General features: G+C 60.8%; 26 protein-coding genes. 7 read left to right on the top strand and 19 right to left on the bottom strand.

Features of this window, described 5'->3' with window-relative positions:
* Positions 1-66 precede the first annotated feature (66 nt).
* The 9 genes from H7847_RS08130 to H7847_RS08090 form a co-directional block, all read right to left on the bottom strand.
* The gene (locus H7847_RS08130) at positions 67-1,035 is read right to left on the bottom strand and encodes an ABC transporter permease (RefSeq protein ID WP_227268998.1); all 969 of its coding nucleotides are present in this window, start codon (positions 1,033-1,035) and stop codon (positions 67-69) included.
* A complete protein-coding gene (locus H7847_RS08125; protein ID WP_227268892.1) occupies positions 1,035-2,132 on the bottom strand; it encodes an ABC transporter permease in 1,098 nt (365 codons plus the stop codon). The genes H7847_RS08130 and H7847_RS08125 overlap by 1 nt, the downstream gene beginning before the upstream one ends.
* Positions 2,133-2,136: 4 nt before the next feature.
* A complete protein-coding gene (locus H7847_RS08120; RefSeq protein ID WP_227268891.1) occupies positions 2,137-3,690 on the bottom strand; it encodes an ABC transporter ATP-binding protein in 1,554 nt (517 codons plus the stop codon).
* 2 nt (positions 3,691-3,692) lie between these two features.
* The gene (locus H7847_RS08115; protein WP_227268890.1) at positions 3,693-4,688 is read right to left on the bottom strand and encodes a BMP family lipoprotein; all 996 of its coding nucleotides are present in this window, start codon (positions 4,686-4,688) and stop codon (positions 3,693-3,695) included.
* 115 nt (positions 4,689-4,803) lie between these two features.
* Complete coding sequence (locus H7847_RS08110) at positions 4,804-5,253, bottom strand: GNAT family N-acetyltransferase (RefSeq protein WP_227268889.1); 450 nt, start codon at positions 5,251-5,253, stop codon at positions 4,804-4,806.
* Positions 5,250-5,864, bottom strand: a complete 615-nt coding sequence (gene tsaB, locus H7847_RS08105; RefSeq protein WP_227268888.1) for a tRNA (adenosine(37)-N6)-threonylcarbamoyltransferase complex dimerization subunit type 1 TsaB — start codon at positions 5,862-5,864, stop codon at positions 5,250-5,252. The genes H7847_RS08110 and tsaB overlap by 4 nt, the downstream gene beginning before the upstream one ends.
* Positions 5,861-6,310, bottom strand: a complete 450-nt coding sequence (locus H7847_RS08100; protein WP_227268887.1) for a GFA family protein — start codon at positions 6,308-6,310, stop codon at positions 5,861-5,863. The genes tsaB and H7847_RS08100 overlap by 4 nt, the downstream gene beginning before the upstream one ends.
* Before the next feature lie 4 nt (positions 6,311-6,314).
* Positions 6,315-6,878 carry a NifU family protein gene (locus tag H7847_RS08095; RefSeq protein WP_227268886.1) on the bottom strand — a complete coding sequence of 188 codons (564 nt, stop codon included), beginning with the start codon at positions 6,876-6,878 and terminating at the stop codon, positions 6,315-6,317.
* 144 nt (positions 6,879-7,022) lie between these two features.
* On the bottom strand, positions 7,023-7,478 hold the full coding sequence (locus H7847_RS08090; protein WP_227268885.1) for a universal stress protein: 456 nt from the start codon (positions 7,476-7,478) through the stop codon (positions 7,023-7,025).
* Positions 7,479-7,615: 137 nt separating this feature from the next.
* Here H7847_RS08090 and H7847_RS08085 point away from each other — a divergent pair, with 137 nt between their 5' ends.
* Positions 7,616-8,017, top strand: coding sequence for a BLUF domain-containing protein (locus H7847_RS08085; RefSeq protein ID WP_227268884.1), 402 nt, complete (start codon positions 7,616-7,618; stop codon positions 8,015-8,017).
* On the opposite strand, the gene H7847_RS08080 is transcribed toward H7847_RS08085, so the two are convergent.
* Together H7847_RS08080 and H7847_RS08075 are read right to left on the bottom strand one after the other, a co-directional pair.
* The gene (locus H7847_RS08080; protein WP_227268883.1) at positions 8,012-8,878 is read right to left on the bottom strand and encodes a branched-chain amino acid aminotransferase; all 867 of its coding nucleotides are present in this window, start codon (positions 8,876-8,878) and stop codon (positions 8,012-8,014) included. The genes H7847_RS08085 and H7847_RS08080 overlap by 6 nt on opposite strands.
* Before the next feature lie 74 nt (positions 8,879-8,952).
* Positions 8,953-9,180, bottom strand: coding sequence for a hypothetical protein (locus H7847_RS08075; protein ID WP_227268882.1), 228 nt, complete (start codon positions 9,178-9,180; stop codon positions 8,953-8,955).
* Positions 9,181-9,303: 123 nt separating this feature from the next.
* Between H7847_RS08075 and H7847_RS08070 the strand changes: the two genes are divergently transcribed.
* On the top strand, positions 9,304-10,017 hold the full coding sequence (locus tag H7847_RS08070; RefSeq protein ID WP_227268881.1) for a M48 family metallopeptidase: 714 nt from the start codon (positions 9,304-9,306) through the stop codon (positions 10,015-10,017).
* Here H7847_RS08070 and H7847_RS08065 read toward each other — a convergent pair whose 3' ends face one another.
* Both H7847_RS08065 and rimO read right to left on the bottom strand, forming a co-directional pair.
* Positions 10,018-10,407, bottom strand: coding sequence for a thiol-disulfide oxidoreductase DCC family protein (locus H7847_RS08065; protein WP_227268880.1), 390 nt, complete (start codon positions 10,405-10,407; stop codon positions 10,018-10,020). It lies immediately after the preceding gene.
* Between the two features lie 118 nt (positions 10,408-10,525).
* Positions 10,526-11,905, bottom strand: a complete 1,380-nt coding sequence (gene rimO, locus H7847_RS08060; RefSeq protein WP_227268879.1) for a 30S ribosomal protein S12 methylthiotransferase RimO — start codon at positions 11,903-11,905, stop codon at positions 10,526-10,528.
* 63 nt (positions 11,906-11,968) lie between these two features.
* Between rimO and H7847_RS08055 the strand changes: the two genes are divergently transcribed.
* Positions 11,969-13,912, top strand: a complete 1,944-nt coding sequence (locus H7847_RS08055) for an AsmA family protein (RefSeq protein ID WP_227268877.1) — start codon at positions 11,969-11,971, stop codon at positions 13,910-13,912.
* On the opposite strand, the gene kdsA is transcribed toward H7847_RS08055, so the two are convergent.
* From kdsA to H7847_RS08040, 3 genes are read right to left on the bottom strand one after another with little or no spacing between them, the layout of a single operon-like run.
* Complete coding sequence (gene kdsA / locus H7847_RS08050; RefSeq protein WP_227268876.1) at positions 13,909-14,742, bottom strand: 3-deoxy-8-phosphooctulonate synthase; 834 nt, start codon at positions 14,740-14,742, stop codon at positions 13,909-13,911. The two genes, H7847_RS08055 and kdsA, sit on opposite strands and share 4 nt — an antisense overlap.
* A gap of 1 nt (position 14,743) precedes the next feature.
* Positions 14,744-16,363, bottom strand: coding sequence for a capsule biosynthesis protein (locus H7847_RS08045; RefSeq protein ID WP_227268874.1), 1,620 nt, complete (start codon positions 16,361-16,363; stop codon positions 14,744-14,746).
* Positions 16,341-17,000 (bottom strand): ABC transporter ATP-binding protein, encoded by a 660-nt coding sequence (locus H7847_RS08040; RefSeq protein ID WP_227268996.1) that lies wholly within the window; start codon positions 16,998-17,000, stop codon positions 16,341-16,343. The genes H7847_RS08045 and H7847_RS08040 overlap by 23 nt, the downstream gene beginning before the upstream one ends.
* Positions 17,001-17,328: 328 nt before the next feature.
* Here H7847_RS08040 and H7847_RS08035 point away from each other — a divergent pair, with 328 nt between their 5' ends.
* The 4 genes from H7847_RS08035 (at position 17,329) to H7847_RS08020 (ending at position 19,898) form a co-directional block, all read left to right on the top strand.
* The gene (locus tag H7847_RS08035; RefSeq protein WP_227268873.1) at positions 17,329-17,916 is read left to right on the top strand and encodes a uracil-DNA glycosylase family protein; all 588 of its coding nucleotides are present in this window, start codon (positions 17,329-17,331) and stop codon (positions 17,914-17,916) included.
* Complete coding sequence (locus H7847_RS08030; protein ID WP_227268870.1) at positions 17,909-18,706, top strand: SseB family protein; 798 nt, start codon at positions 17,909-17,911, stop codon at positions 18,704-18,706. The genes H7847_RS08035 and H7847_RS08030 overlap by 8 nt, the downstream gene beginning before the upstream one ends.
* Before the next feature lie 170 nt (positions 18,707-18,876).
* On the top strand, positions 18,877-19,401 hold the full coding sequence (locus tag H7847_RS08025; protein ID WP_227268869.1) for a YHS domain-containing (seleno)protein: 525 nt from the start codon (positions 18,877-18,879) through the stop codon (positions 19,399-19,401).
* 2 nt (positions 19,402-19,403) lie between these two features.
* The gene (locus tag H7847_RS08020) at positions 19,404-19,898 is read left to right on the top strand and encodes a rhodanese-like domain-containing protein (protein ID WP_227268867.1); all 495 of its coding nucleotides are present in this window, start codon (positions 19,404-19,406) and stop codon (positions 19,896-19,898) included.
* Positions 19,899-19,928: 30 nt separating this feature from the next.
* On the opposite strand, the gene mdoH is transcribed toward H7847_RS08020, so the two are convergent.
* From mdoH to H7847_RS08005, 3 genes are read right to left on the bottom strand one after another with little or no spacing between them, the layout of a single operon-like run.
* Complete coding sequence (gene mdoH / locus H7847_RS08015) at positions 19,929-21,821, bottom strand: glucans biosynthesis glucosyltransferase MdoH (RefSeq protein WP_227268866.1); 1,893 nt, start codon at positions 21,819-21,821, stop codon at positions 19,929-19,931.
* Positions 21,818-23,353 carry a glucan biosynthesis protein gene (locus H7847_RS08010; RefSeq protein ID WP_406675976.1) on the bottom strand — a complete coding sequence of 512 codons (1,536 nt, stop codon included), beginning with the start codon at positions 23,351-23,353 and terminating at the stop codon, positions 21,818-21,820. The genes mdoH and H7847_RS08010 overlap by 4 nt, the downstream gene beginning before the upstream one ends.
* Positions 23,353-24,570, bottom strand: coding sequence for an OpgC family protein (locus H7847_RS08005; RefSeq protein WP_227268863.1), 1,218 nt, complete (start codon positions 24,568-24,570; stop codon positions 23,353-23,355). Before H7847_RS08005 ends, H7847_RS08010 begins: the two co-directional genes overlap by 1 nt.
* Between the last annotated feature and the right edge of the window lie 8 nt (positions 24,571-24,578).

Here is a 24,578-nt window from a genome sequence, read left to right as displayed (position 1 = left end):
ATCAACGCTTCGTGCTGCTCTGCAGCGATCAGGACTGATATAATCCGCTAAACTGGCCTTATTGCTTCAGCGCTCCTTGACGTAGGGTGTGCCGCCCGCGCGTGGCGGGATCGCTTTGCCGACGAAGCCCGCCAGAATAATCACGGTCATGATGTAGGGCAGAGCCCCCAGAAGCTGGCCCTGTACCCGGATGCCAATGACGGCCTCGATCACGTCCGGGCGCGTCTCGAGCGCGCCAAACAGCCCAAAGAGCAAGGTCGCATAGAGCGCGTACCAAGGCCGCCATTTGGCAAAGATCAGCGCGGCAAGCGCGATGAATCCGCGCCCGGCAGACATGTCCTTGACGAAGCCCGCTTGCAGTGCGGTGGACAGATAGGCCCCCGCGATCCCACAGAGCACACCGCAGATCAGCACTGCGGCGTAGCGCAGGGCGACGACCGAAACGCCTGCGGTATCGACGGCAGCGGGGTTTTCGCCCACCGCCCGCAACCGCAGGCCAAAGCGTGTGCGATATAGCACCCACCAGGTCAGCGGCACCGTCGCAAAGGCGATGTAGACCAGGATGGAGTGACCCGAGATCAGCTCCGAGTAGATCGGCCCGAGGAGCGGCACCTGCGCGAGAGCCTCCGCGAAGGGCAGCGTGATCGGCTCAAAGCGCCCGCCTCCCATCAGCGACGGGGTGCGCCCGCCCTGCTGAAACCAGTCCTGCGCGATCAGCACGGTCAGCCCGGCGGCGAGAAAGTTGATCGCCACACCCGAGATAAGCTGGTTGCCCCGAAAGGTGATCGAGGCAAGACCGTGCAGCAGGCTCAGGCTCATCGAGGCCGCGATACCGGCCAGCAGCCCCAGCCAGACCGATCCCGTCAGCGCGGCGATGGCGGCGGAAAAGAAGGCTGCCGCCAGCATCTTGCCCTCAAGTCCGATGTCAAAGATGCCCGCCCGCTCGGAAAAAAGCCCCGCCAGACAGGCCAGCAGCAGCGGGGTGGCCAGCCGCACGGTACTGTCAAGAAGCTGGATGAGGGTGAGGAAATCCATCACGCGTCCCTCCGCCGCCGCAGCATGAGAAAGATGCGTTCAAGCGGCATCCGCACCATGTTGTCGAGCGCACCGGTAAAGAGGATCACAAGCGCCTGGATCACCACGATCAGCTCGCGCGGGATCGAGGTCCAGAGCGCCAGTTCCGCCCCGCCCTGATAGAGGAACCCAAAGAGGATCGCCGCCAGAAAGACGCCAAAGGGATGGCTGCGGCCCATCAGGGCAACTGCAATGCCGATGAAACCGGCCCCTTCGACGGCATTCAGCACCAGCCGTTCCGCCTCGCCCATGACGTTGTTGATTGCCATCATGCCCGCCAGTGCGCCGGAGATCAGCATCGCGATCATCGTGATCGCAACCGGTGAGATGCCCGCATACCGCGCGGCCGGTTCGGATTTGCCGTAGCTGCGGATTTCATAGCCGAGCCAGGTCCGCCACATCAGCAGCCAGACCAGAACGCAGGCCAGGATGGCGATCAGAAAGGTGACATTCGCCGGGGCCGCGCGGGAAAACTCGATGCCGACGAGGCCCAGAATATCGTGCAAGGTCGGCAGGTGAACCGCTTCGGGGAAGCGGGCCGTTGCCGGGTCCATGCTGCCGGCCGGGCGCATCAGGTTGACGAGCACGTAATTGAGCACGGCGGCCGCAATAAAGTTGAACATGATCGTCGTGATCACGATGTGACTGCCGCGCTTGGCCTGCAAAAACGCAGGGATGGCCGCCCAGGCCGCGCCAAAGAGCCCGGCCATCACGGTTGCGGCCAGCAAGGCAATTGTCCAGTGCGGCCAGGGGATCAGCAGGCAGGCAAGCGCTACCCCAAGCCCCCCCAGCATCGCTTGCCCCTCGCCGCCGATGTTGAACAGCCCCGCGTGAAAGGCGACCGAGACAGCAAGGCCCGTGAAGAGGAAGTTCGTGGCGTAGTAAAGCGTGTAGCCCCAGCCATAGGTACTGCCGAGCGCGCCGGTGATCATCAGGTTCACCGCTGCGATCGGGTCTTCTCCGATGGCAAGGATGACCAGGGCGGACAGAAGTGCCGCCAGGATCAGCGAGATCAGCGGCACAAGGATCACCTCAGCCCATTTTGGCACCACATCCATCGCGTCAGCTCCCCACACCGGCCATCAGAAGGCCCAGTTCTTTCTCATCTGTCTCTGACGACAGGCGCTCGCCCATGATGTGCCCGTCGAACATCACCGCGACCCGGTCTGCAAGGGCCAGGATTTCTTCCAGTTCGACAGAAACCAGCAGGATCGCCTTGCCTTGGTCGCGCAGGGCCACGATTTGCTGGTGGATGAATTCGATCGCGCCGATATCAACGCCGCGTGTAGGCTGACCGACGAGCAAGAGATCGGGGTTGCGCTCGATTTCGCGGGCGAGGACGATTTTCTGCTGGTTGCCGCCGGAAAAGCTCTTGGCCGCAAGGGAAGGGTCTGGCGGACGGACGTCAAAGCGCGCCATTTTACCTTCCGTGTCGCTCCGAATGGCCGCGTTGTTCAGCAAGAGGCCGGATTTGTAAGCGTCCGAACGGTGATAGCCAAAGGCGGTGTTCTCCCAAGCGGCGAAATCCATGATAAGCCCTTCGCGCTGACGGTCTTCGGGCACATGTCCGATGCCCTGGGTGCGGCGGGAGCGGCCATCGGCACCCGTCCCCGACAGCGCGAGCGGATGACCATTCAGCATTACCTCGCCGGTGCCGTCCGCATAGCCCCCCAGCACCTCCAAAAGCTCGGATTGACCATTTCCGGCCACTCCGGCGATGCCCAGGATTTCGCCTGCCCGCACTTGCAGGTCGATCCCCTTGAGACGCTCGACCTTCTGGTCATCGACGACCCGCAGCCCCTTGATATCCAGCACCACGTCACCGGGGGTGGCGGGCTTTTTATCCACCCGCAGCAAGACTTTGCGCCCCACCATCAGCTCTGCCAACTCGGCAGGCGAGGTTTCGGAGGTCTTGACCGTCGCGGTCATCTCTCCGCGCCGCATGACGCTGACGGTGTCGGTTGCCTCCATAATCTCGCGGAGTTTATGGGTGATCAGGATGATCGTTTTACCCTCTTCACGCAGCCGTCCCAGAATGCGAAAAAGCTGATCTGCTTCCGCTGGGGTCAGCACCCCCGTGGGTTCGTCCAGGATCAGGATATCGGCCCGGCGATAGAGCGCCTTGAGGATTTCGACACGTTGCTGCATGCCGACGCCGATCTCTTCGATCAGCGCGTCCGGGTTGACGTTGAGGCCGTATTCCTCCGCCAGTTCCACGAGGCTGCGACGGGCCTTGGCGAGGGAGGGGCGCAGCAGCCCACCGTCCTCCGCGCCCAGAATGATGTTTTCCAGTACAGTAAAGTTTTCGACCAGCTTGAAGTGCTGAAAGACCATGCCAATGCCGGCAGAAATCGCCGCCTGGCTGTCGGGGATGTCCGTCTTTCGACCCGAAATGAAAATCTCGCCCTTATCGGCTTTGTAAAAGCCGTAGAGAATGGACATGAGTGTCGACTTGCCCGCCCCATTCTCGCCGATGATGCCGTGTATCGTGCCGGGCATCACGCGGATTGAAATGTCTTTGTTTGCCTGAACCGGCCCGAAGGCCTTGGAAATACCTTTGAGTTCAATAGCCGGGGCGGCAGTTTCCTGCCGCCCCGCAATGCCGTCAGCGCTCATGCCTAGAAGCTCAGTTCCGGGCAGCTGTCATCGGACATGTAATCGTGCACCGCCAACTCACCCGAGGCGATCTTTGCGGCGGCAGCATCCACATTGGCTTTCATGGTGTCGTTCACGAGGGACGCGTTGTTTTCGTCCATCGCATAGCCCACACCGCCATTGGCGATGCCCATGATCTGAAAGCCGGTTTCGAGCCCGGGTCCATCGGAAAACGCGTCAAAGACCGCATTGTCCACACGCTTGAGCATGGAGGTCAGGACTTTGCCCGGATGCAGGTAGTTCTGGTTGCTGTCCACACCGATGGAAAGGATGCCTTCATCCGCTGCGGTCTGCAGAACGCCAACGCCGGTGCCGCCGGCTGCGGCATAAACCACATCGGCCCCCTGGTTGATCTGCGCCTTGGTCAATTCAGACCCCTTCACCGGGTCGTTCCACGCGGCCGGGGTGGTGCCGGTCATGTTCGCGATGATCGTGGCATCGGGGTTGACCGCTTTCACGCCCTGGGCATAGCCGCAGGCGAATTTACGGATCAGCGGGATGTCCATCCCGCCGATAAAGCCCACGGTACCCGATTCTGACGCTTCGGCGGCCATCATGCCAACGAGATACGAGCCTTCGTGCTCGTTAAAAACAACCGAGCGGACGTTCGGAGCATCAACAACCATGTCGATGATGACAAAGCTGGTGTCGGGGTAGTCAGAGGCCACCTGACCCAGCGCATCCCCAAAGGCAAATCCGGCCATCACGATCGGGTTCGATCCTGCTTCGGCAAAGCGGCGCAGGGCCTGTTCGCGTTGTGCTTCGGATTGCAGTTCGATCTCGCGGAAGGTTTCGCCGGTTTCGTTGGCCCAACGGGTGGCGCCGTTGAAGGCCGCTTCGTTAAACGATTTGTCAAACTTCCCGCCAAGATCGAAGATCAGCGCCGGTTCGGCAAGGGCCGCGCCTGCGGAAAGGGCCATGGCCGCCGTGGCGCCAAGGATTTTATGCATGAGGGTCATTGAGGTCTCCCAGGTTTTGATTTTGGAGCGGGACACGTTTTGAGGCGCGCAGCCGCTCAGGAATAGGTCGTGGAGTTGTCATCTGTTCAAATTAGGGCCCAAGGTCCGGGCAGCGTCAACCGGTTTTTGAGGGGCAGGGGGGGATTATGCCGCTCTGACCACGGGTCAATGCGGCTTGCATGAGCACAGCATCGACAGCAGACTGATCCGGGCGCTTGTAATAGTTGTCGCGCCGTCCGGTTTCTGCGAATCCGTGCCTTGCATAAAGCGCCCGCGCGGCGTGATTATCCGCCGCCACTTCGAGAAATGCCGTCTTGGCGTGCGCCGATGCCATCCATTCTGCCATCAGCGCATCCGCGATCCCCCGACGACGGTTTTGGCAGGACACGGCAAGGGTCAAAAGCTCTGCCTCATCAGCGACGGTGCGCACAAGGGCAAAGCCGCCCGGTCGGGTGACGCAGAAGATATGAGGCGACGCCAGCAGGTCTGAGAACTCTGCCGCGCTCCAGCCACGTTCGGGGGCGAAGGCGGCCGCATGCAGTTTTGCCATTTCCGCCGGGGTCACGACAGGATCAGGGGCGGCGCGTTCCGTGCGGGTGCTGCATCCGCCGGGCGCAGATAGAGCGGGGCAGGGCGTGCGGTGGTGGTCCGGTATCTCTGGCCTGCCAAAAGAGCCAGGGCGACCGCTGTCGGGTAAGCCGGGTCGGCGCCGATGCTGCCGATCAGCGGAACATCGTAAGCGCCAAGCGATGAGAGATCGGTAATCTCTGGCGGAGATGCAGCGCCGGTTTCATCGAAAGACTGCAGGTAAACCTGGTCACGGGGCGCATTGATGGCGCAGATGCAGGCGCCGTCCATGCCGTGCCGCAAAGCATCAAACCGCGAAATGCCCACCGCCGGGATATCCAGACCAAGGGCCAAACCACGCGCGGCAGACACAGAGATGCGAATGCCGGTGAAGTTTCCAGGCCCGATGCCAACGCCGATCGCGTCGAGGTCTTGCAGCGATTTGCCGGCCTCTGCCAGAAGGCCTTCGCACAAGATGAGTAACCGTTCAGCCTGCCCCCGGGCCATGTCGTCGGTTGCCGCCGCCAGGACGGCCTCACCCTGCGTGACGGCGACGGCGCATTGTGCCGCGGACGTATCAAAGGCAAGAATGACGGGCCCCTGTGTCATGTCTCTGGATGCTCCGCCGTCTTCAAAGCGGCACGCGCACTGCTGTCATGGCGCGGCAGCTCATCCGCGATACAGAGCCACGGCAGCGCGCTGGCCGCGTGGCTGTGCATCTGAGGCATCAGGTCTGCGGCAAAGTCCAGAATGCCGACCGGTACATATGTCTGTCCCGGCAGGTAGTCGAAGGTCGCGGCAAGCGGGGAGCCGCATGTGCTGCAAAACCACCTTTTTACGCCTGCCGTGGTCTGCACCCCCGGACCCGGGTCCGGTGAAATTGTAACCTGATCGCTGTTGAACGCGGCAAAAGCGGCCACTGGCGCACCGGTGATCCTGCGGCAATCAGCACAGTGACAATAGGATACCTTTTCCGGTGGCGCAGGGAAGCTCAGCGCCACCGCGCCGCAATAGCACCGTCCGGTCAGGCCGCCTGGCTTGAGGGGCTGGGTCACATTATCAGGTGGCGACAGGGCGCACTTCGGTGACTTCCGGGATATAGTGGCGCAGCAGGTTCTCGATGCCCATTTTCAAGGTCAGCGTCGAGGACGGGCAGCCGGCACAGGCCCCTTGCATATGCAGGTAGACCACACCGCGATCAAACCCGTGGAAGGTAATATCCCCACCGTCCTGAGCCACCGCCGGTCTGACGCGGCTGTCGAGCAACTCCTTGATCTGGCTGACGATTGCACCGTCTTCGCCGGTGTGCTCTGCATGGCCGGAGTCTGGCGCGTGATCGCCGGACATAACCGGTTGACCGGACTGGAAATGCTCCATGATGGCGCCCAGAAGGGCGGGCTTGATATGATCCCAGTCGATATCATCCGATTTGGTCACGGTGACAAAATCATTGCCGAAAAAGACGCCGGTGACGCCGTCTACCGCATAGATGCGGGTGGCGAGCGGCGATTTGTCTGCCGTGTCAGCGCTTGGGAAATCAGCGGTACCCATTTCGAGCACAGTCTGCCCGGGCAAAAACTTCAGTGTCGCCGGGTTCGGCGTGGATTCGGTTTGGATAAACATCGGCATTCTCCTGAGGGTCTGTCAGATATGCGGATCATCGGAGCGCAAATCAAGGTTTGGAATCATTCTAAAGTGCTTGGAGCGCTGCTTCAACTGTTTGTTTGGGGGTAAGCCGTCGCCTTGGCGGTGGGCCGCGTCGACATGTCAGGTGATCGCCTCGAGCTTTTCCTTGCTCAGATCGCCCGGTACGATGGTAATCGGGATAGGTAAGCCGCCCGCATTCTTGGTCAATTGGGTGACAAGCGGGCCGGGGCCTTTCTTGTCGGTGCCTGCCCCAAGGACCAGGACGCCAATCTCGGGGTTTTCCCTGATCTGAGCCATAATTTCATCAAAGGGCTGGCCCTCGCGGATGACCAGATCAGGGTCGATACCCTGCCTGTCCCGCATCCATTTGGCAAATACTTCGTAGTGGACCTGAATACGTTCCCGCGCCTCTTCACGCATCACTTCGCCGACGCCGATCCAGTGGTTAAACTCATCGGGCGGGATGACGGAGAGGATTTCAACGCCGCCTCCGGTGTTGGCAGCCCGCATCGCGGCGAACCGCATGGCGTTGAGGCATTCGCGGCTGTCATCCAGAATCACCAAGAACTTGCGCATGATCGGATGCTCCCTCTTTTCGCCCGGATCATGACCTTAGTTCAAAGGGGACGCAATCTCTATCTCCAGATGTATTTTACTGGACAGACCAGTCGAACGGGCGCAGGGTCCGGTTGCACAGCAGGTGAGGGGCCGTCATGTCCATGCAGCAGTTGATCTATGCGTCCCGCCCGTTTGGTTATGACAGTTCAATTCTGGCCAATATCCTTTCAGTGGCACGGCTCAGAAACGCTCAAAACGATATCACCGGCGCGCTGATCTGTCGCCAGGACATCTATCTGCAGCTTCTTGAAGGGCCGGAGGGCCAGGTCGAGAGCACCTTTGACAAGATCAGCGAGGATGATCGGCACATCGAACTGACACTGCTGGTGCGCTGCCATGTCGAGGACCGTCTGTTCCCGCAGTGGGCCATGAAGCATGATCCGGCACGGTCGTGGATGTGGTCGCCCAAGGAAATTCAGGAGGGGGTCCAGTTCCGGGCCTCCGCACAGGCTGTGCGATCCATTTTCCTGCGATCGACGGATCCGACTGAGTTATAGGGTCTCGGACGCGGCCCAGTCCCAATACATGTCCCGCAGACGCCGGGCCACAGGGCCGATCTGATATGTACGGTCCTCGAAGGCTTGGACCGGCGTGATCTTGGACATGTTTCCGCTAAGGAAAACTTCATCCGCGTCTTCGAAATCCGCAAATGTCAGCACCTTTTCATGGATCGCAATGCCGTCGCTTTTCATGTTCGAGATATGGCGTGCCCGGGTGATGCCCGACAGAAACGTGCCGTTGGCAATCGGTGTAAAAACCTCGCCGTCCTTGACCATAAAGACGTTTGATGTGGCCGATTCCGCGACATTGCCCATCGCGTCGGCCACCAGCGCATTGCTGAACCCGCGGGCGCGGACTTCGGCAAGCATCCGGGCGTTGTTTGGGTAAAGGCACCCGGCCTTTGCATTGACCACGCTGTCTTCCAGCACCGGACGCCGAAACCGGGTCCGCCCCAGTGTTGCGGCAGCCTCCGCAGGGGCCATCGGAATTTGCTCCAGCGAAATGGCAAAACCGACCTTGTCGGGGTTGGGAACAATTGCGGTGATATCGCCTTCGATCCCCCAGTACATCGGTCGAATATAGACGGCGTCCTCCGGGCCGTAGGCTTTGAGACCGTCGGCAATCAGCTCGACCATGTCTTCGGCCGACACGGTCGGCTCCAGCATCAGCGCGCGGGCAGATCGGTTCACGCGTTTGCAATGGGCCAAGAGATCCGGCGCGCGGCCCGCAAAGTACCGTGCCCCGTCAAAGACACTGCTGCCCAGCCAGGAACCATGGTCGGCGGCGCGCATCACCATCACATCGTCGCGGTGCCATTGCCCGGCAAACCAGGTGGAGATATTCGTGCCCGTTGCCATAAGTTCATACTTTCGTGATCCCGCCGGGAAGCACCGTCGCAGCCTTGCTGCGGGAGGTCAACGCCTGTCCACCATCAGGTTGCGCGATAGACGCCCTCGGGCAGATTGAGCGCAGCAGTCAGATCTCGCCACTGTTCCGGCGACAGCCTGACCGAGACGATCTGATCGGTGCGGGCATCATACTGGTTGAGCAAAATGGCGCTTTCTGTGGCGTGAACCGTTACGTCTTCCTGCAAGGGGGCCTTGCCGTCATCGACGAGGGTGATAACGGTCGCGTCAAATTCGTGTTCAATGGTAAACATCTTGCCAGACTACGCTGCCGGCGTGTTAATGCAAGGGTAACGAGGCTGTGCACAAAGGGTGGCGGCTTACGTGATAAACCCCTATGTAATCTGAGCGGTGCGAGACGGAAGGGAAGCCTGTTTATGTTGCAAAGACTCTTGTTGCTATGCTGTGCTCTTGTTGTGCTGGCGGGATGCGCGGTCACGACGGTCTCCGGGCCGCAAAGCGGGGCGAACACGCCTCAGGTCAGCTCGGGCCCCGGCACGTCTCAGGAAATAGCACGCAGTTTTGTACAGGTTGTGCGCACCGTCGAGCCGGTCGCAGAGCGGGAATGCCGGGCGCGGACCTCAGAAGTGAATTGCGATTTCAAGATCGTGGTGGATGATCGGCCGGACCAGCCGGCAAATGCCTTTCAGACACTGGATCGGTCCGGCAGGCCCATCATTGCCTTTACGCTCCAGCTGATCGCTGATGCCCGCAATACGGACGAGTTGGCCTTTGTCTTGGGGCATGAGGCGGCGCATCACATTGCTGGCCACATCGGACGCCAGCAACAAAACGCAGCGGCAGGAGCCGTGATCGCCGGCAGCCTCGCGGTTCTTCTGGGCGGTAGCACCGAGGCTGTGGAAGTGGCGCAGCGTCGCGGCGCGCAGGTGGGTGCGCGGACCTATTCGAAGGATTTCGAACTGGAGGCAGATGCTCTGGGTACCGTCATCACGGCACGTGCAGGCTATGATCCGGTACGTGGCGCACAGTTTTTCACCCGCATTCCCGACCCCGGCGACCGCTTCCTCGGCACGCACCCGCCCAACGCGCAGCGCATCGAAACCGTCCGGCGCGTGGCCGCGGGGCTCTGACTACGGCGTCTGATACCGCTGACGTCTCAAGTGCCACCGGTAAATCAGCGGCGCAAGGATCAGATCATAGATCCAGCAGGCCAGATGGTATACACCCGGAAGGGCCACGAGGCGTGCCAACCACCTATACCGGGGCATCTCCTGCCAAAGCGCGATGAAGGCGGGGATACCTGCCAGGAGCACGCCATCTTTCAGCACATGCAGCCGTCTGGCCGCTGTGTCCGCATCCACCCTCCAGGCGCCGAGTTTTTCCATATCGTTGAGATCGTCAAAAGCAATCGGCAGCGCCTTGTCGCGGGCATAGGCGGCGTAGTGGTCAATCTCGTAGCTGCACACCGGGCAGGAGGCGTTATAGAGCACAGAGGTCTTTTGGTCGGTATCTTGCGTCATGGTCCGAGAGATAGGACCGGATGCCGATCTGGCCATACTGGCGGACAATTCACCGCAGCCCGGCGTGTTTCATTGCCCTGCCGACCGGACGGTTGGGATCAAACCGCGGGCCTCCGCTTCAGCGGTGCTGGGCCAGTTTGCCCCAAAGGTCATATTCACCAGCCTCGTCCACATCGACCCTGACGATATCTCCGGGGCTGAGCCCTTCATGACCTTCATCGATGAAAAGATTGCCATCGATTTCGGGTGCGTCGGATTTCGTCCGGCAGGTCGCGGCATCCGCGTCGACCTCGTCGACGATCACCTCGATCCGCTGCCCGACCTTGGCGGCAAGCTTGCGCTCTGAGATGGCCTGCGCTTTGGCCATGAACCTGTCCCAGCGGTCCTGTTTGACTTCCTCCGCCACGTGATCGGGCAGCGCGTTTGACCGCGCGCCCTCCACGTTTTCATACTGAAAGCAGCCCACACGGTCCAATTGCGCGTCATCCAGCCAGTCAAGAAGCGTCTGGAACTCTTCCTCCGTCTCCCCCGGATAGCCGACAATAAACGTCGACCGCAGGGTGAGGTCCGGGCAGATCGCGCGCCAGGCTGCAATCTCGTCAAGCGTTTTCGCCGCCGCCGCCGGGCGCGCCATGCGGCGCAGGACATCCGGGTGAGCGTGCTGAAAGGGAATATCCAGATAGGGCAGAACGCCGCCCTCCGCCATCAGCGGGATCAATTGCCGGACGTGCGGATAGGGGTAGACGTAGTGCAGCCGCACCCAGACCCCCAAAGCCCCAAGGTCGCGCGCAAGATCCGTGATATGCGCCCTGTGCCCGCGGGCCTCGGCGTGTTTGATGTCGACCCCGTAGGCGGAGGTGTCCTGACTGATGACCAGCAGCTCTTTGACGCCGCTTTCGACGAGTTTTTCCGCCTCGCGGATCACCGCATGGGCCGGACGACTGGCCAGACGCCCCCGCATATCGGGAATGATGCAGAATTTACACTTGTGATTGCAGCCTTCGGAGATTTTCAGGTAGCTGAAATGGCGCGGTGTGAGGCTGATCCCCGAAGCGGGCAGCAGATCGATAAAAGGGTCCGGGCTGGGCGGGACCGCATCATGCACGGCATCGAGCACCTGTTCGTATTGATGCGGCCCGGTGACGGCCAGCACGCTGGGATGTGCCCCGGTGATGTATTCAGGGTCGGCCCCGAGGCAGCCGGTCACGATCACACGGCCGTTTTCGGCCAGCGCCTCGCCAATGGCCGAGAGGGATTCCGCCTTGGCGCTGTCCAGAAACCCGCATGTATTGACGATCACCGCATCCGCCCCGTTATACTGAGGCGAGATACCGTATCCTTCGGCGCGCAGCCGGGTCAGGATACGCTCACTGTCGACAAGTGCCTTTGGACAGCCGAGACTGACCATGCCGATGGTCGGCTGATCCGGTCGGTCAGTGGTGCTGAGGCGCGCCTTGGGTGCGAGGTCAGGTCGCAAATTGGGTGGGTTGGTGCTCATGATCTGCGCTATAGTGCAGTTCCGGGCCCCGGAAAAGGCCTGCCGTTGATGAAGAGGGTCGTCATGAAATGGATCGTTCGCCTTTTGGGCCTTGTGATTGTGCTGGCTGTCGTGCTGGTCGGCGCGCTTTTCTTTTTGCCCGCTGACCGCGTTGCGCGGATCGCCACCGAGCAGTTGAGTGCGGCGACGGGACGCGATGTGGCCATCAACGGCGAAGTTTCGCTGACGTTCTGGCCCGTGCTTGGGGTCAGTGCGGATGACCTTGAGGTGGGCAATGCCGACTGGGCAGAGCAGGGGCCCATGCTCCAGGCAGCAAATGCAGCCATCGGGATTGATGTCATGAGCCTGCTGCGCGGAAACATCCGTATCACCAACATCGAGGCCAACAGCCCGACAATCCGGCTCGAACAGCGTGCGGACGGTCGCGCCAGTTGGGAGTTTACCGATGCCGGTGGTGCTGCGCAGATCGAAACGGAAACCTCCCCTCAAACCGCGCCCGAAAGCGACACCCGAGAGATCAGCATCGAAAAGCTGAGCGTCACGGATGCCACCTTGATCTATGATGCCGAGGGCAGTGATCTTGTGTCCTTGGACGGGGTGGACCTGTTTTTGAACTGGCCCGATCCGGCCGGACCTGCAGATATCACAGCACAATTGCAACCGGCCGGCACGCCGGTCGCTGTTGAGGCTGTCGTCGACGTCTTTGCCAGCTTTATCACGGGCGAGATCAGCCCGCTGCGCGCGGTGGTCCGGGCGGACGCCGGGACCATCGACTTTGACGGGCGCGGCAGTACGACCGGTGCAGTGGCGGGGCTTTTGTCACTCCAGACCACCGATACGGATGCTTTCCTGCAGTCACTGGCCCTGCCGGGAGCGGATTTGCCGCCCAAGCTTGGGCGCAGCCTGGATCTGAGCACCGATCTGACGCTGACACCGGATCGACAGCTTTCCTTGCGGGATCTCATCCTCGATCTGGGGGGCAACCGGCTGACCGGGGCTGCGGATCTGTCGCTCAACGGGGTGCCGCAGATCAATGCGCAGCTTAATGCAGGCGCGCTCGATCTGACGCAAGGCTCGAGCCGTTCGGAGCCCAGCAGCGACGGGGGCGGCACGTCCTCTGAACCCTCTGCAAATGCGGGAGGTTGGCCCACCACGCCCATCGATGCAAGCGCTTTGTCCGCCTTCAACGGTGATATTGCGCTCAGCGCCGACAGCATTGATCTGGGCAGTTTTCAGCTTGGTCAGACCCGCGCGGTTCTGCGGAATGAAAACGCGCGGTTGGTGTTTGATCTGCGTCAGGTCGAAGCCTATGGCGGCAATGTCACGGGTGAATTTGTCGTCAACAACCGCGGCAATCTCTCAATCGGGGGGAACATGGATGTGGCGTCAGTGCAACTACAGCCCCTGCTGGCCGATGCCATCGATGTTGACCGCCTTACAGGGCAAGGGGATCTGAAGGTGTCTTTCGTCGGTTCCGGCAGATCTGTTGATGCCATCATGCGGTCTCTTGGCGGAGATGGATCGCTGAACGTCGGGCGGGGCACGATCGAGGGGATCGACCTGGACCAGCTGTTGCGCGGCGGCAATGCCAGCGGGACCACGATTTTCGATGATCTGACAGCGACCTGGACCATTGCCTCCGGTGTCTTGTCCAACAATGATCTGCTGTTTCAGTTGAAGAACTATGAGGCGTCAGGGGCTGGTGTCGTCGGGCTTGGCGCGCAGACAATCGACTATACTTTTACGCCCGTCGCCTTGCGTGCCAATTCCGGCGAAGGGCTGGCGATCCCGGTGCGCTTTACTGGCCCCTGGGCTGATATCGCCATTCGACCTGACGTTGAGGCGGCGCTTGATTTGCGACTGGATGCTGAGAAAGAGGCCTTGGAAGAGCGCGCGCGGGAAGAGATATCGGAGCGCTTGGGCGTTGGCACAACAGAGGGCCAATCCACCGAGGATGCAATCAAGGACGAGGCCAAGGACCGGCTTTTGCGCCGGTTGTTCGACTAGAATACCAAAGGCTTTTCTTTCGCCAGCCTGTCGAACGCCATCAGCGTTGAAATCAGATCGGGCATCTGATCCAGATAGATCATGTTCGGGCCGTCGGAAGGTGAGCGATCAGGCTCTTCGTGCGTCTCGATAAAGACCGCGGCGACCCCGATGGCAACCGCAGCGCGGGCCATCACCGGCGCGAATTCCCGCTGCCCGCCGGATGAGCCGCCTTTGCCACCGGGTTGCTGCACCGAATGGGTCGCATCCATCACGACGGGATAGCCGGTCTGGGCCATCTGCGGCAGCGACCGCATATCGGCTACCAGCGTGTTATAGCCAAACGACGTGCCCCGTTCGGTCAGCAGGATACGCCTGTTGCCGGTGGATTCAATCTTGGTGGTGATGTTCGGCATCTCCCAAGGGGCCAGAAACTGGCCTTTCTTGACGTTGATCGCAGCGCCGGTTGCCCCTGCCGCCAGCAGCATGTCTGTCTGGCGGCACAGAAACGCCGGGATCTGCAGAATATCGACGGCCTCAGCCGCCGGGGCGCATTGGGCTTCGTTGTGCACGTCGGTCAGCACCGGTACCCCGATGGCCTTGCCCACCGATTGCAGCGTCTTCAAACCTGCGTCGATGCCAGGCCCCCGCACGCCCGAAAGCGATGTGCGGTTGGCTTTATCAAAGGAAGCCTTGAAGACATATTGTGCGCCTGCGGCATCGCAAGCCTCTTTCATGCGGCCGGCGATCATCTGGGCGTGATCTTGGGATTCAAGCTGGCAGGGGCCAGCAATCACAGTCAAAGGTCGATCATTACCGATGACAAGATCGCCGACGGGAACATGCGTCATATCAGGAGGTCACCTGTTCTCTGAGGATTGAAGCGGTCAGCGAGACCATCAGGTACACACCGCCAAAGATCAAGAAGGCCAGCACCGTGTTCTCAAAACTGCGCGGGTAGGTGGCCTCCTCGGGCGGGACGGGTTTGACACTGGTGGTCAAATAGCGGACCTGACGGTTCGCCTCCATGCGTGTCTGTTCCATCTGCTGCAAAGCCGATTGCAACAGCATGTCCCGCGTGGCGAGGTCGGCTTGGGCCATCTGGATACGCACGCTCAATTGCGCAAGGGAATTCTCGCCGCGACTGGCGTCTGTCATGCGGGCATTCAGCTCTGCCAGTTGTGCATTCAGGCGGCGCACATCTCCCTGCGCGCCGTCCACGCGGGATTGGTTGGGGCGGGCATTGTCAAGCAACGCGGCCAGTTGTAACTCTTTTTCCAGAAGCTGGATTTCGACGTTGTTGATTTGCGCCCGCAGACTTGTGATCACCGCTTCGGGATCCAGTGTGGCTCCTTGTAGCTGAAGAGTGACAAGCGCTTCCTGGGCAATGCGCCGCTCTTCTTCAGCCTTCAGGAAGCTTGCCTCGGCTTCGGCCATCTGGTCGCCGCGTTTTTCACCACTCAGACTGTTTACCCGCTCTTCGGCGTATTGAATAAGCGCTTCACTGAACTGCGCACTGGTTTGCGGATCAGCAGCCACCACCTCCATGCGCACGATACCCTCGGTCGGGTCATATCCAACTTTGACGTTCTTTTTATAGGCTTTATAAGCTTGCTCGTTGGTCGGATCATCGGTCAGGCGCTGCACCGGGTCGATGAAATCCTGTGTGAAATGCGACTTGAACCCGACATCCGAATCCAGCCGCAACATAGCATCCTTGGACTGCAGATAGGACTGCACGGCGATGCTGTCGTGCGAGGTGGCAAATTGTGTGCCCGTCAGCAAACCACCCAATCCACCGCCGCCGCCGCCCTGTGTATCCGCTTGCAAAATCAGGAACTCGGATTTTGTGGCATACATCGGGGTGGCGACGCTGAAAAAGTACCACCCGGCGAGGAGCGTCGGCAAAAAGACAAAGAAAGACAGCCGTGCCGCCAGCATCTGAAGCCGTTTGCGGCGGCGTCGGGTAATATCCTTTTGGATTTCGGAGATTTCAAGATTGCGTCTTTCAATCGGGCTCAGTTCGGTCGATGGCAGGGTTTCCTGATCGTCCGGAACCGTTTGAGGCAGCTGTATTCTTCCCTTAGGCTCCGGCGTAGCGTCCTCGTTTGGGGGGGTGTCCTGCTTGGGCACCACCAATTCCAGCATGTTGGCGCGTTGAAACGGATCAACCCCGCTTAACCGGAGCAGACGCACCGCATCAATATCGGATTTGGGAGACAGCCCGCTCTTCTGCGCGACCCGTCGGGCCATGCGCAGTTGCCGACCGGTCAGCCCTTCGCGCCGGATCGCCTCAAGCTCTGTTGCGGCCTCCTTGGGGGCGGCCTGAGCCGCTGTGGCCTTTTTCCCCGGCACCTGTTCAGGCTCGGCCTCAGCTGCGGCTGATGGTTCCTGGGGGCTCGCTTTCTCCGCGCTCGCCTGGGTCGAGGGCCGCTTTATCCGGAATTTCCTAGCTGTCGGTTTCGTAGTCATAAAGCTGTTTCGCTTCTTCCAAAGTATCGAACATATGAAGCTGCCCGTTCATCAGAACAGCGGCTGAACGCGCGAATTTTTCAATGATTCTCGGTTGATGAGAGACGATGATAATTGTCGTTGTGCGCAGACGCTCCTGCAGGATCTGCCCGGCTTTCTGATTGAATTCGACATCTGTGGTAGAGGGCATACCCTCGTCGATCAGATAGATGTCAAAATCCAAGGCCAGCATCAAAGCAAAGGAAAACCGGGCCCGCATCCCGGCGGAGTAGGTGCCCAGCGGTTGGTCAAAATATTCGTCCAGATTACATAGCCAGCGGCAAAAGCTCTCCACGTAATCGGGATCAAGCCCGTAAAGGCGTGCGATATAGCGCGCATTCTCCACGGCGGAAATCTTGTTGACGACCCCGCCCATGAACCCAAGGGGAAAGGAGATATTGCACCCGCGCCGAATTTCGCCCTCATCGGGTTTTTCCAGCCCGGCCATCATGTTGATGAGGGTTGTTTTGCCAGTGCCATTGGGGGCGAGCACGCCAAGAGAATTGCCAAGCTCAACTTCAAAGGACACCTTGTCGAGGATCACTTTGTGCTGTGTGCCTGTCCAAAAGGACTTGGATACGTTTTCGAAGGCCAGCATGGCGTCTCCGCTGCTCAACAGACCCCGTTCTGGGGCCATTTTCTCTCTACCAGAGGTTATTTACGGATTATCTACCATATTGGGCATTATTATGTCGTAATTTAAAACAAATGTACAATGCATTGGCGAGAAGAACCGTCTTGGGCGGCAAGTTTGCGTTGCGGGGCCGAAACAGTGAACAAAACGGGCAAAATCGCTGTCCGAACATTGGTTTCGAGACAGATGCCGAAAGGCGTATGCTGCGTGAAACGACATAGCAGCGGCAAATACCTCAGGGTTTGGGGACGCTTGGCGTTGCGGGTGCTGCCATCTGCATTAGGTTTGCTCTGTGACTGAACTGACCGCCCGAATTTCCGCCTGCACGCTTTGCAAGGATCGGTTTGCCGTGACCGCGACGGCCCACGCACCGCGGCCGGTTGTTTGGTTTTCTTCAACGGCACGTATCCTGGTCGCGGGTCAGGCGCCGGGGCAAAAGGTGCATCTTTCAGGCAAGCCCTTTACGGATCCCTCGGGCGAGCGGTTGAGAGATTGGATGGCGCTGACGGCTGATCAGTTTTATGACCGCCGCCGCATCGCAATCGTGCCGATGGCGTTCTGCTTTCCAGGCTATTCCGACAGGGGTAGTGATTTGCCGCCGCCGCCTCTTTGTGCGGCGACCTGGCGGGATCAGGTTATGGACGCGTTGCCCGAGCTGCGCCTCAAAATCATCATCGGCGGCTACGCGATGAAGTACCACCTTGGCAGCAGGATGTCGGTCACCGAAGCCGTGAAGGGATGGCGACTGCGCGAGAAAGATACCTTTGTCTTGCCACACCCAAGTTGGCGCAATACGGGGTGGTTGAAAAAGAACCCGTGGTTTCAGGAGGATGTGCTGCCGCGTCTCCGATCCCGGATCAAGGATGTATTGAATGACTGATGAAACCCCGCTTGACCGGGCTCATGCCGCGATGCAGGCCGATGCCGAGAGTGACGCCGCGCGGCTTGGATTTTACGAGCGGCTGGCAGATTGCGAGCTTTTCCTGATGCTGCAGTCCGAGGTCGGGGACGGTGACGAAAACGTCACTCCTGAACTTTTCGAACTGGAGGATGCCCGCTACGTTCTGGTTTTCGACCGCGAAGAACGGCTGGCCGCCTTTTCGGGTCAAATTACGCCTTATCTTGCCCTGTCAGGCAGAACGATTGCGGCGATGCTTGCAGATCAGGGCATTGGGCTTGGCGTGAATCTGGAGGTTGCCCCATCGTCGATCCTGCTGCCGGCGGAGGCCGTGGTGTGGCTTCATCGGACGCTTGGAAATGCGCCGGATGAGGTGGAGGCCCGGATTGCCGAGGTTGCACCGCCCACCGGTTTGCCGGAGCGGTTGGTCCAGGCCATTGATACCAAGCTTGCCACGGCCATGGGACTTGCCAGTGCAGCCTATCTTGTCAGTGTGACCTACGATACCGGTACACGCGGCCATCTGCTGGGTTTTGTGGGCGCGGTGCCCGAGGCGCAGAACGCGCTGGCACAGGCCGCCGCAGAGGCGCTGACGTTTTCCGGCATAGAGGCGGGCGCGATGGATGTTGCATTTTTCCGCAGCGCGGACCCGGTTGCAGAAAAGCTTGATCGGGTCGGGTTGCGGTTTGATCTGCCGCAGCCCCAGGAGACCGTAACACAAACGCCTGCCGCGCCGGGGTCAGACCCTGCTCAGCCGCCTAAATTGAAATAATATCCGGGGTTCTGCCGGGAATTCTCACGAAACGATCACGGCATGTTGCGGATTTTCACAAGCCTGAGAGCCACGCATCAAGGGGGTGCATCGGAACCGGTACATGGATTACACCCTCAGTATCGGGGCGGACACCCCGTCGACGCATCAGCCAAATTGGAGTTTACATCATGCGCTTCCCCCTCACCCTGATCGCCGCAGCGGCCACAGCTGCCACATTCGCCACCGCATCGTTTGCAGGGGATCAATATGTCGACCCCACGGGCTTTGCCGTCTCCGGCTATGATGTGGTTGCCTATTTTGACCTCGAACAGTCACCTGTCGGCACAGCGCAGCCTGCCGCCGTCCCGGGCGACAAAGATATCACAGCTGACTTCAATGGCGCGACATTTGCCTTTTCATCAGAAGAAAACAGAGACCGCTTTGTTGCCAACCCCGAAGCTTACGCGCCGCAATACGATGGTCACTGTGCCTATGGTGTCTCCAAAGGTGGCAAAGTTCCCGCGAACCCGAACCTGTGGCGCATCGTTGACGGCAAGCTCTACCTCAACATCACCCAAAACGTCGTGGGCTTTTGGGAAGAAGACATCGAAGGCAACCTGACCCTGGCTGAAAACAACTGGGTGAACATCGAGGAGGACGCAGCCTCCGACCGCGAGATCCCGCAGTTTTCCAGCTCTGCGCCGGTGAACTGAACATGCGCCTCTACGATCCGGTAGAGGAAAGTCAAAAAACCCCGCCGCGTTTGTCGCGGCGGGGTATTGTGCTTCTGGGGGTGGCCGGTCTGGCAACCAGTGGGGCAATCGCGGCGCAATGGTTCAACATCCTTGCGGAAAATGGCGGCACGGCACTTAGCCCTCCCGATGCACATCAGGCAGCTCTGTCCGGGGCGGTGTTGCTGATCGATATCCGCAGGCCTGACGAGTGGCGCCGGACGGGTCTTGGCGAAGGGGCCGTCCCCATCGACATGCGCCGCCCTGATTTCGAAGAGGCGTTGTTGCAGCACACGCAAGGCGACCGACAGCGGCCCATTGCCCTGATCTGCGCGCGCGGTGTGCGGTCGCGCCATTTGTCCGCACGTCTGCTGGCCGCCGGCTATACCCAGATCATCGATGTGCCCGAGGGCATGCTGGGGTCCGGTGCGGGGCCGGGCTGGCTGCGGCGGGATCTGCCTTTGGTCGCGTTTGAGTAAACCGGCCACGGTACCGCCACAAATCGCCCCTTACCCGGCGGACAATCCTGCCTGATCCAGCATCGCGTTGATCCGTCGCCGCTCCCGGCGCGCCTGGGTCACGATATGCGGCTCACGCAGGGTCAGCGGGCTTTGCATGTGCAGCGCCTTGGGCAGGTACTTTGCTACCGGCAGGGCGCTGAGCGCGGAAAGCGGCACGGCGCACAGCAGGCTCGCCGCGATCGGGATGAGCCACAAAGACACCAGCCCAGAGAACAGGCCGGCAGTCAGAATGACGCCAAGCGCCGTCTCAAACCAGTGGAACCGCGAAAGATCCCTCAGCGGGTAGGCGCGGGCGGTTCTGTTTTGCGTGCGCCACCCGCTGTCGCGACCCAGAGCGCTCCGCCAGACCGCACGGGTCTGCTGCACCATCAGGATCGGCGCATAGGCAATGGACAGGGCAACCTCAACGGCGAAGGCGGACAAGAAGGCCCCGCGTCCGCCGTAAAGCCGGGTCGCCTTGGGATGTGCGGCAATGATCCCTGCGCCCACCAGTTTGGGGGTCAGCAGCATGGCATACATGATCACCAGAAAGACCGCCGAATCCACATGGCTCATCGCGGGGGGCCAGTCCGGGAACAGCGGGTTGGCCTCGTTGAAGTAGCGGATCACGTTGGTCTCGCGGTCTTTGCCCAGCAGGAACCAGATGACCAGCAGCAGGAACCACGCAGGAGACAGCAGGTAGCTGACCGCCCCGTGCAGCAGGTGGAACCGAGACACCGGGTGCAGACCTGCTGTCCCCAGAAGGCGCAGGTGTTGCAGGTTGCCCCGGCACCAGCGCTGGTCGCGCAAGACATAGTCGATCAGCGTGCCGGGGGTCTCTTCAAAACTACCGGTCAGACGGGGCATGAAACGGACCGTCCATCCGGCCCGGCGCAACAGCCCGGCCTCGACAAAATCATGGCTCAGGATCATCTCGGACTGCCCGCGCCGCCCTCGCAGATGCGGCAGCCCGGCGGAGGCTGCGAAAGCGCGCGTTCTGATGATCGCGTTGTGGCCCCAGTAGTTGCCTTCATTGCGCGACCAGTTTGCCAGACCTTCGGCCAGCAGCCAGCCGTAGGCGATGTTGGAAAACTGCTGCAGCCGGGCAAAGACCGTCTCTGCCCCGACCAGCACCGGGCAAGTCTGGATCAACCCGGCCTCCGGATCTGTGCTGAGCTCATTGGCCAGCCTGTCAATCGCGCGGCCTGTCATCAGACTGTCCGCGTCGAGCACCACCATAGCCGCATAGGCCGCACCCCATCCGGTAATCCAGTCAACAAGATTGCCGACCTTCTTGTCGGTATTCTCAAGCCGCCTGCGATAATGCACGCCCATGCCCTTTGGTGCTTGCGCGCGCAGCAGGCCAAAGGCTTCTTCTTCGCGCGCGGCAATCTCCGCATCGCGTGTATCCGAGAGAATGAAAAGCGCGTAGCTGTGGGCGCTGTCGAGCTGGGCAAGATCCCCCAACATGGCTGCGGCATTGCCAAACACCTCGCCGGTGTCTTCGTTGTAGACGGGCACCAGCAGAGCCACATCGAGCGGCGCTGGTGGGGGTTTTTCCTGATCCGGTGTGTCCGCGCGCGCCAGGAGCCCCGCGACGGCCACGCCGATGGTGCTGACCGAGAGGGTTACCCAGATAAAGGTCAGACCGACCATGCTCAGCAAGGCCCATTCAAGCCCCGACATGCCGGTTTCGGCAAACCATCCGTAAAGACCCTTGAGCAGCAAGAACGTGCCCGTCAACGCAGGTACAAAGACCGCCAGCCGCCAGAGCAGCGATGCCTCGGGTTTGGGCGATCTGCCCGGTTGCGGCTTGGGGGCGCGGCGCAAGGGTTGCGCTTGCATTTCAAGCGGGGCGCGGGCCGGCATCATCTCAAAGAGCCTCTGCGTTTTTTCGGTCATGCGCGGGTCCACCGATAGAGCCAGACCTCGGTGAGTGCAGCCCCCTCCAGACGCAGTTGCGCCCGGAATTCGATCAGCTCAGCCTCCTGCGGGTAGAAGGTGAAAGCCAGCCGCGGCCCGCCTGTTTCCGGATTGCGCTGAACCAGCCCTTGCGACATCTCGCCACTGCTGCTGCGCAGGACAATATCGAGCTGTGTCAGATCTTCGGGCACGTCCGCGCGGGCTTCGAAATCGACGATCACGACCTTGCCGCCTTCGGGCCGGTCGCCGATGGCGGTATTGAGCACACGCAGCGGCATTGACGCACGCGGGGCTGGATCGTCGGCCCAGTCCAACCGGTAGGACATCCTGTGTGAAGCCCCTGCCGGGATGGGGGCTGCGGGCCGCCAATAGCTGACGATATTGTCGTAGACTTCCAGGTCGGCGGGAATTTCCACCAAGGTGACACTGCCCGGTCCCCAGTCCTCGCCGGGGGTGACCCACAAAGCGGGCCGGTTGTGATACAGCGCTTCAAGGTCGGCAAAATCGCTAAAGGCGCGGGCGCGTTGCATCAGGCCAAACCCGCGCGGGCTGTCATCCGCGAAGGCGCTGATCTGCAGATGCTTTGGATTGGACAGCGGGCGCCAGATCACCTCGCCCGCGCCATTGTGGATCATCAGCCCGTCACTGTCGTGGACGGCTGGTCGGAAGTCCGAAAAACGCTCGCGCATTGTCTCGTCAAACAGAAACATCGACGTCAGCGGGGCGATCCCCACGTGCAGCAGTTCCTGGCGGGCGAAAATCTCTGCCTCGACCGCCATCGTCAGCGTTTCACCATGGGTGATCTTGAACCGGTAGGCGCCTGTGCAACTGGGGCTGTCGAGCAGCGCATGCAGCACGACGGACCGTGCGCCAGGCTTGGGCGTTTCCAGCCAGAAGGCGATGAAATCGGGGAATTCTTCGCCTTCGGGCTCAGCGGTGTTGAGCGCCAGGCCCCGCGCAGACAGCCCGTAGGTTTCGCCCGCGCCAATGCCGCGGAAATAGCTGGCCCCCTGAAAGACCGCGTATTCCTGAAAAATGCCGGGTTGCTGCAGTTCGGCCCTTAGGCGCAAGCCGGAATACCCCAGCGTGTCGTCAACCTCGACCTCCGGGAACTTATCCGTGCTGTCAAAGACGCCCAGATCAAACAGCAACGGCCGCGCCTGACCGTCCTGAACCACATTGATTTCCACAGGCTGCGGAAAATAGAGCCCGGGTGGGAGGAGGTCGACGCGTTGTGGCCCTTCGGTGCCCTGCCACAGGGCATTGCGGCCATCAAACCAGATTTTGCGGTATTGGTCGTAGCTGAGGTTTCGCCAGCTCTCCGGCACATAGGGGCGCGGGGTATAGTCCGTTTGGGCAAGCGCCTGGGCGCGGGTACGCACCAGCTCTGCCGTAAAGGGCGTGGCCGTACCTTGTTGCAGGCCGGGCTCGGGGGTGGCCGCGTCGGCCAGCGCCGCGGTGGGGGCTGTTGCAAGAGCGGCCAGTGATTTGAGGACATCCCGACGCAGCATCATTGCACCACCTTTTTTCGCCAGGGCTGGGTCTTGAACCACCCCACGCCGTAGGCCACACCGATCAAAATCACAAAGCCGACCAGATTGACGATGAGCTGGTTGAGCAGAGAGCCACGGCCCAGGGTATCCAGCGCTGCCCCGAGAAGCCGTGCGATGAACATCGAGGTGATGAACACCGCAAGCGATTGCTGCCCGACCTTCATGATCATGGCGAGCACACGCCGCCAAAGCTCTGCCAGAACGCCGCCCGTTTGCGGTGGCAGGATGCGGCGGCCCGCTTCGCCTACCGCGATCCAGCACAGGTAAGCCAGGGCCAGAAAATGCACATAGCGCAGGACACCAAAGTCGGTTTTGGCGATCAGAAAGCGGTACTCCGTCCGCCAAGCCCGTACTTCGGGCAGTTGGCGCGTGATGCGGTAATAGGCAAGCGGAATGACGACCAGCACGATGACCCCCGCCAGAATGACCAGAAGCTTGTGGCGCGGTGGCGCAGGCAGCCATCCTGACATGAAGGCAAAGCCCGTGAAAAACACCAGTTGCCAGCCAAAGGGGTTGAAAAACCACTCCCGCGCGGACCACGGCTCTGCCGGCAGCGCCAAAGCGTCGAACTGGGCCCCGAACCAGACGCCCGCAACCAGCAGCAAGGCCGCCAGCGGGTGGAAGCGGTGGCAGGCGATCACCAGCGGCATCATGGCCAGCACCACCAGATACATCGGCAGAATATCAAAGTAATTCGGCACATAGGTCAGGGTCAGCAGGCCAAGAAGGTTCTCTTCGGGGTTGTTGAGGAATGGATACAGATTCAACTGACCGACATAGTCCCGCTCAAACCAACCGGTGTTGTTGAGCAACAGCATCGTGCCCGCGACAGCAAAGAAGAGCCCGATATGCGCCCAATAGACCTGCCAGCACCGAAAGACCGTACGTGCGGTTCCCATCAGCAGCCCCTGGTCGCGGAACACCGCGCCAAAGGCAAGGGCCGAGGCCATGCCGGAACAGAAGACAAAGACTTCGGTCGCGTCGGAAAACCCGAAGCGCGCGGGAATCCAAAGGGTGAGCCAGTTGCCGGGCGTATGCGCAATGAGAATGATGAACATCACGATGCCCCGGAAGAAATCCAGACGCGGATCGCGGATGCGCTGGCCCGGCGATGCCGCCTGAGCAGCAGCGGACGGGCGCGTTTGCGCCAGATTGGACGGAGCGGCAAGTGTCATGGCCGGTC

Source organism: Roseobacter weihaiensis, from assembly GCF_020622345.1.
Taxonomy (GTDB): domain Bacteria; phylum Pseudomonadota; class Alphaproteobacteria; order Rhodobacterales; family Rhodobacteraceae; genus Roseobacter; species Roseobacter weihaiensis.
The sequence above is the reverse complement of the archived record's forward strand: the minus strand, read 5'-3'. Positions and strand labels throughout refer to the sequence as shown.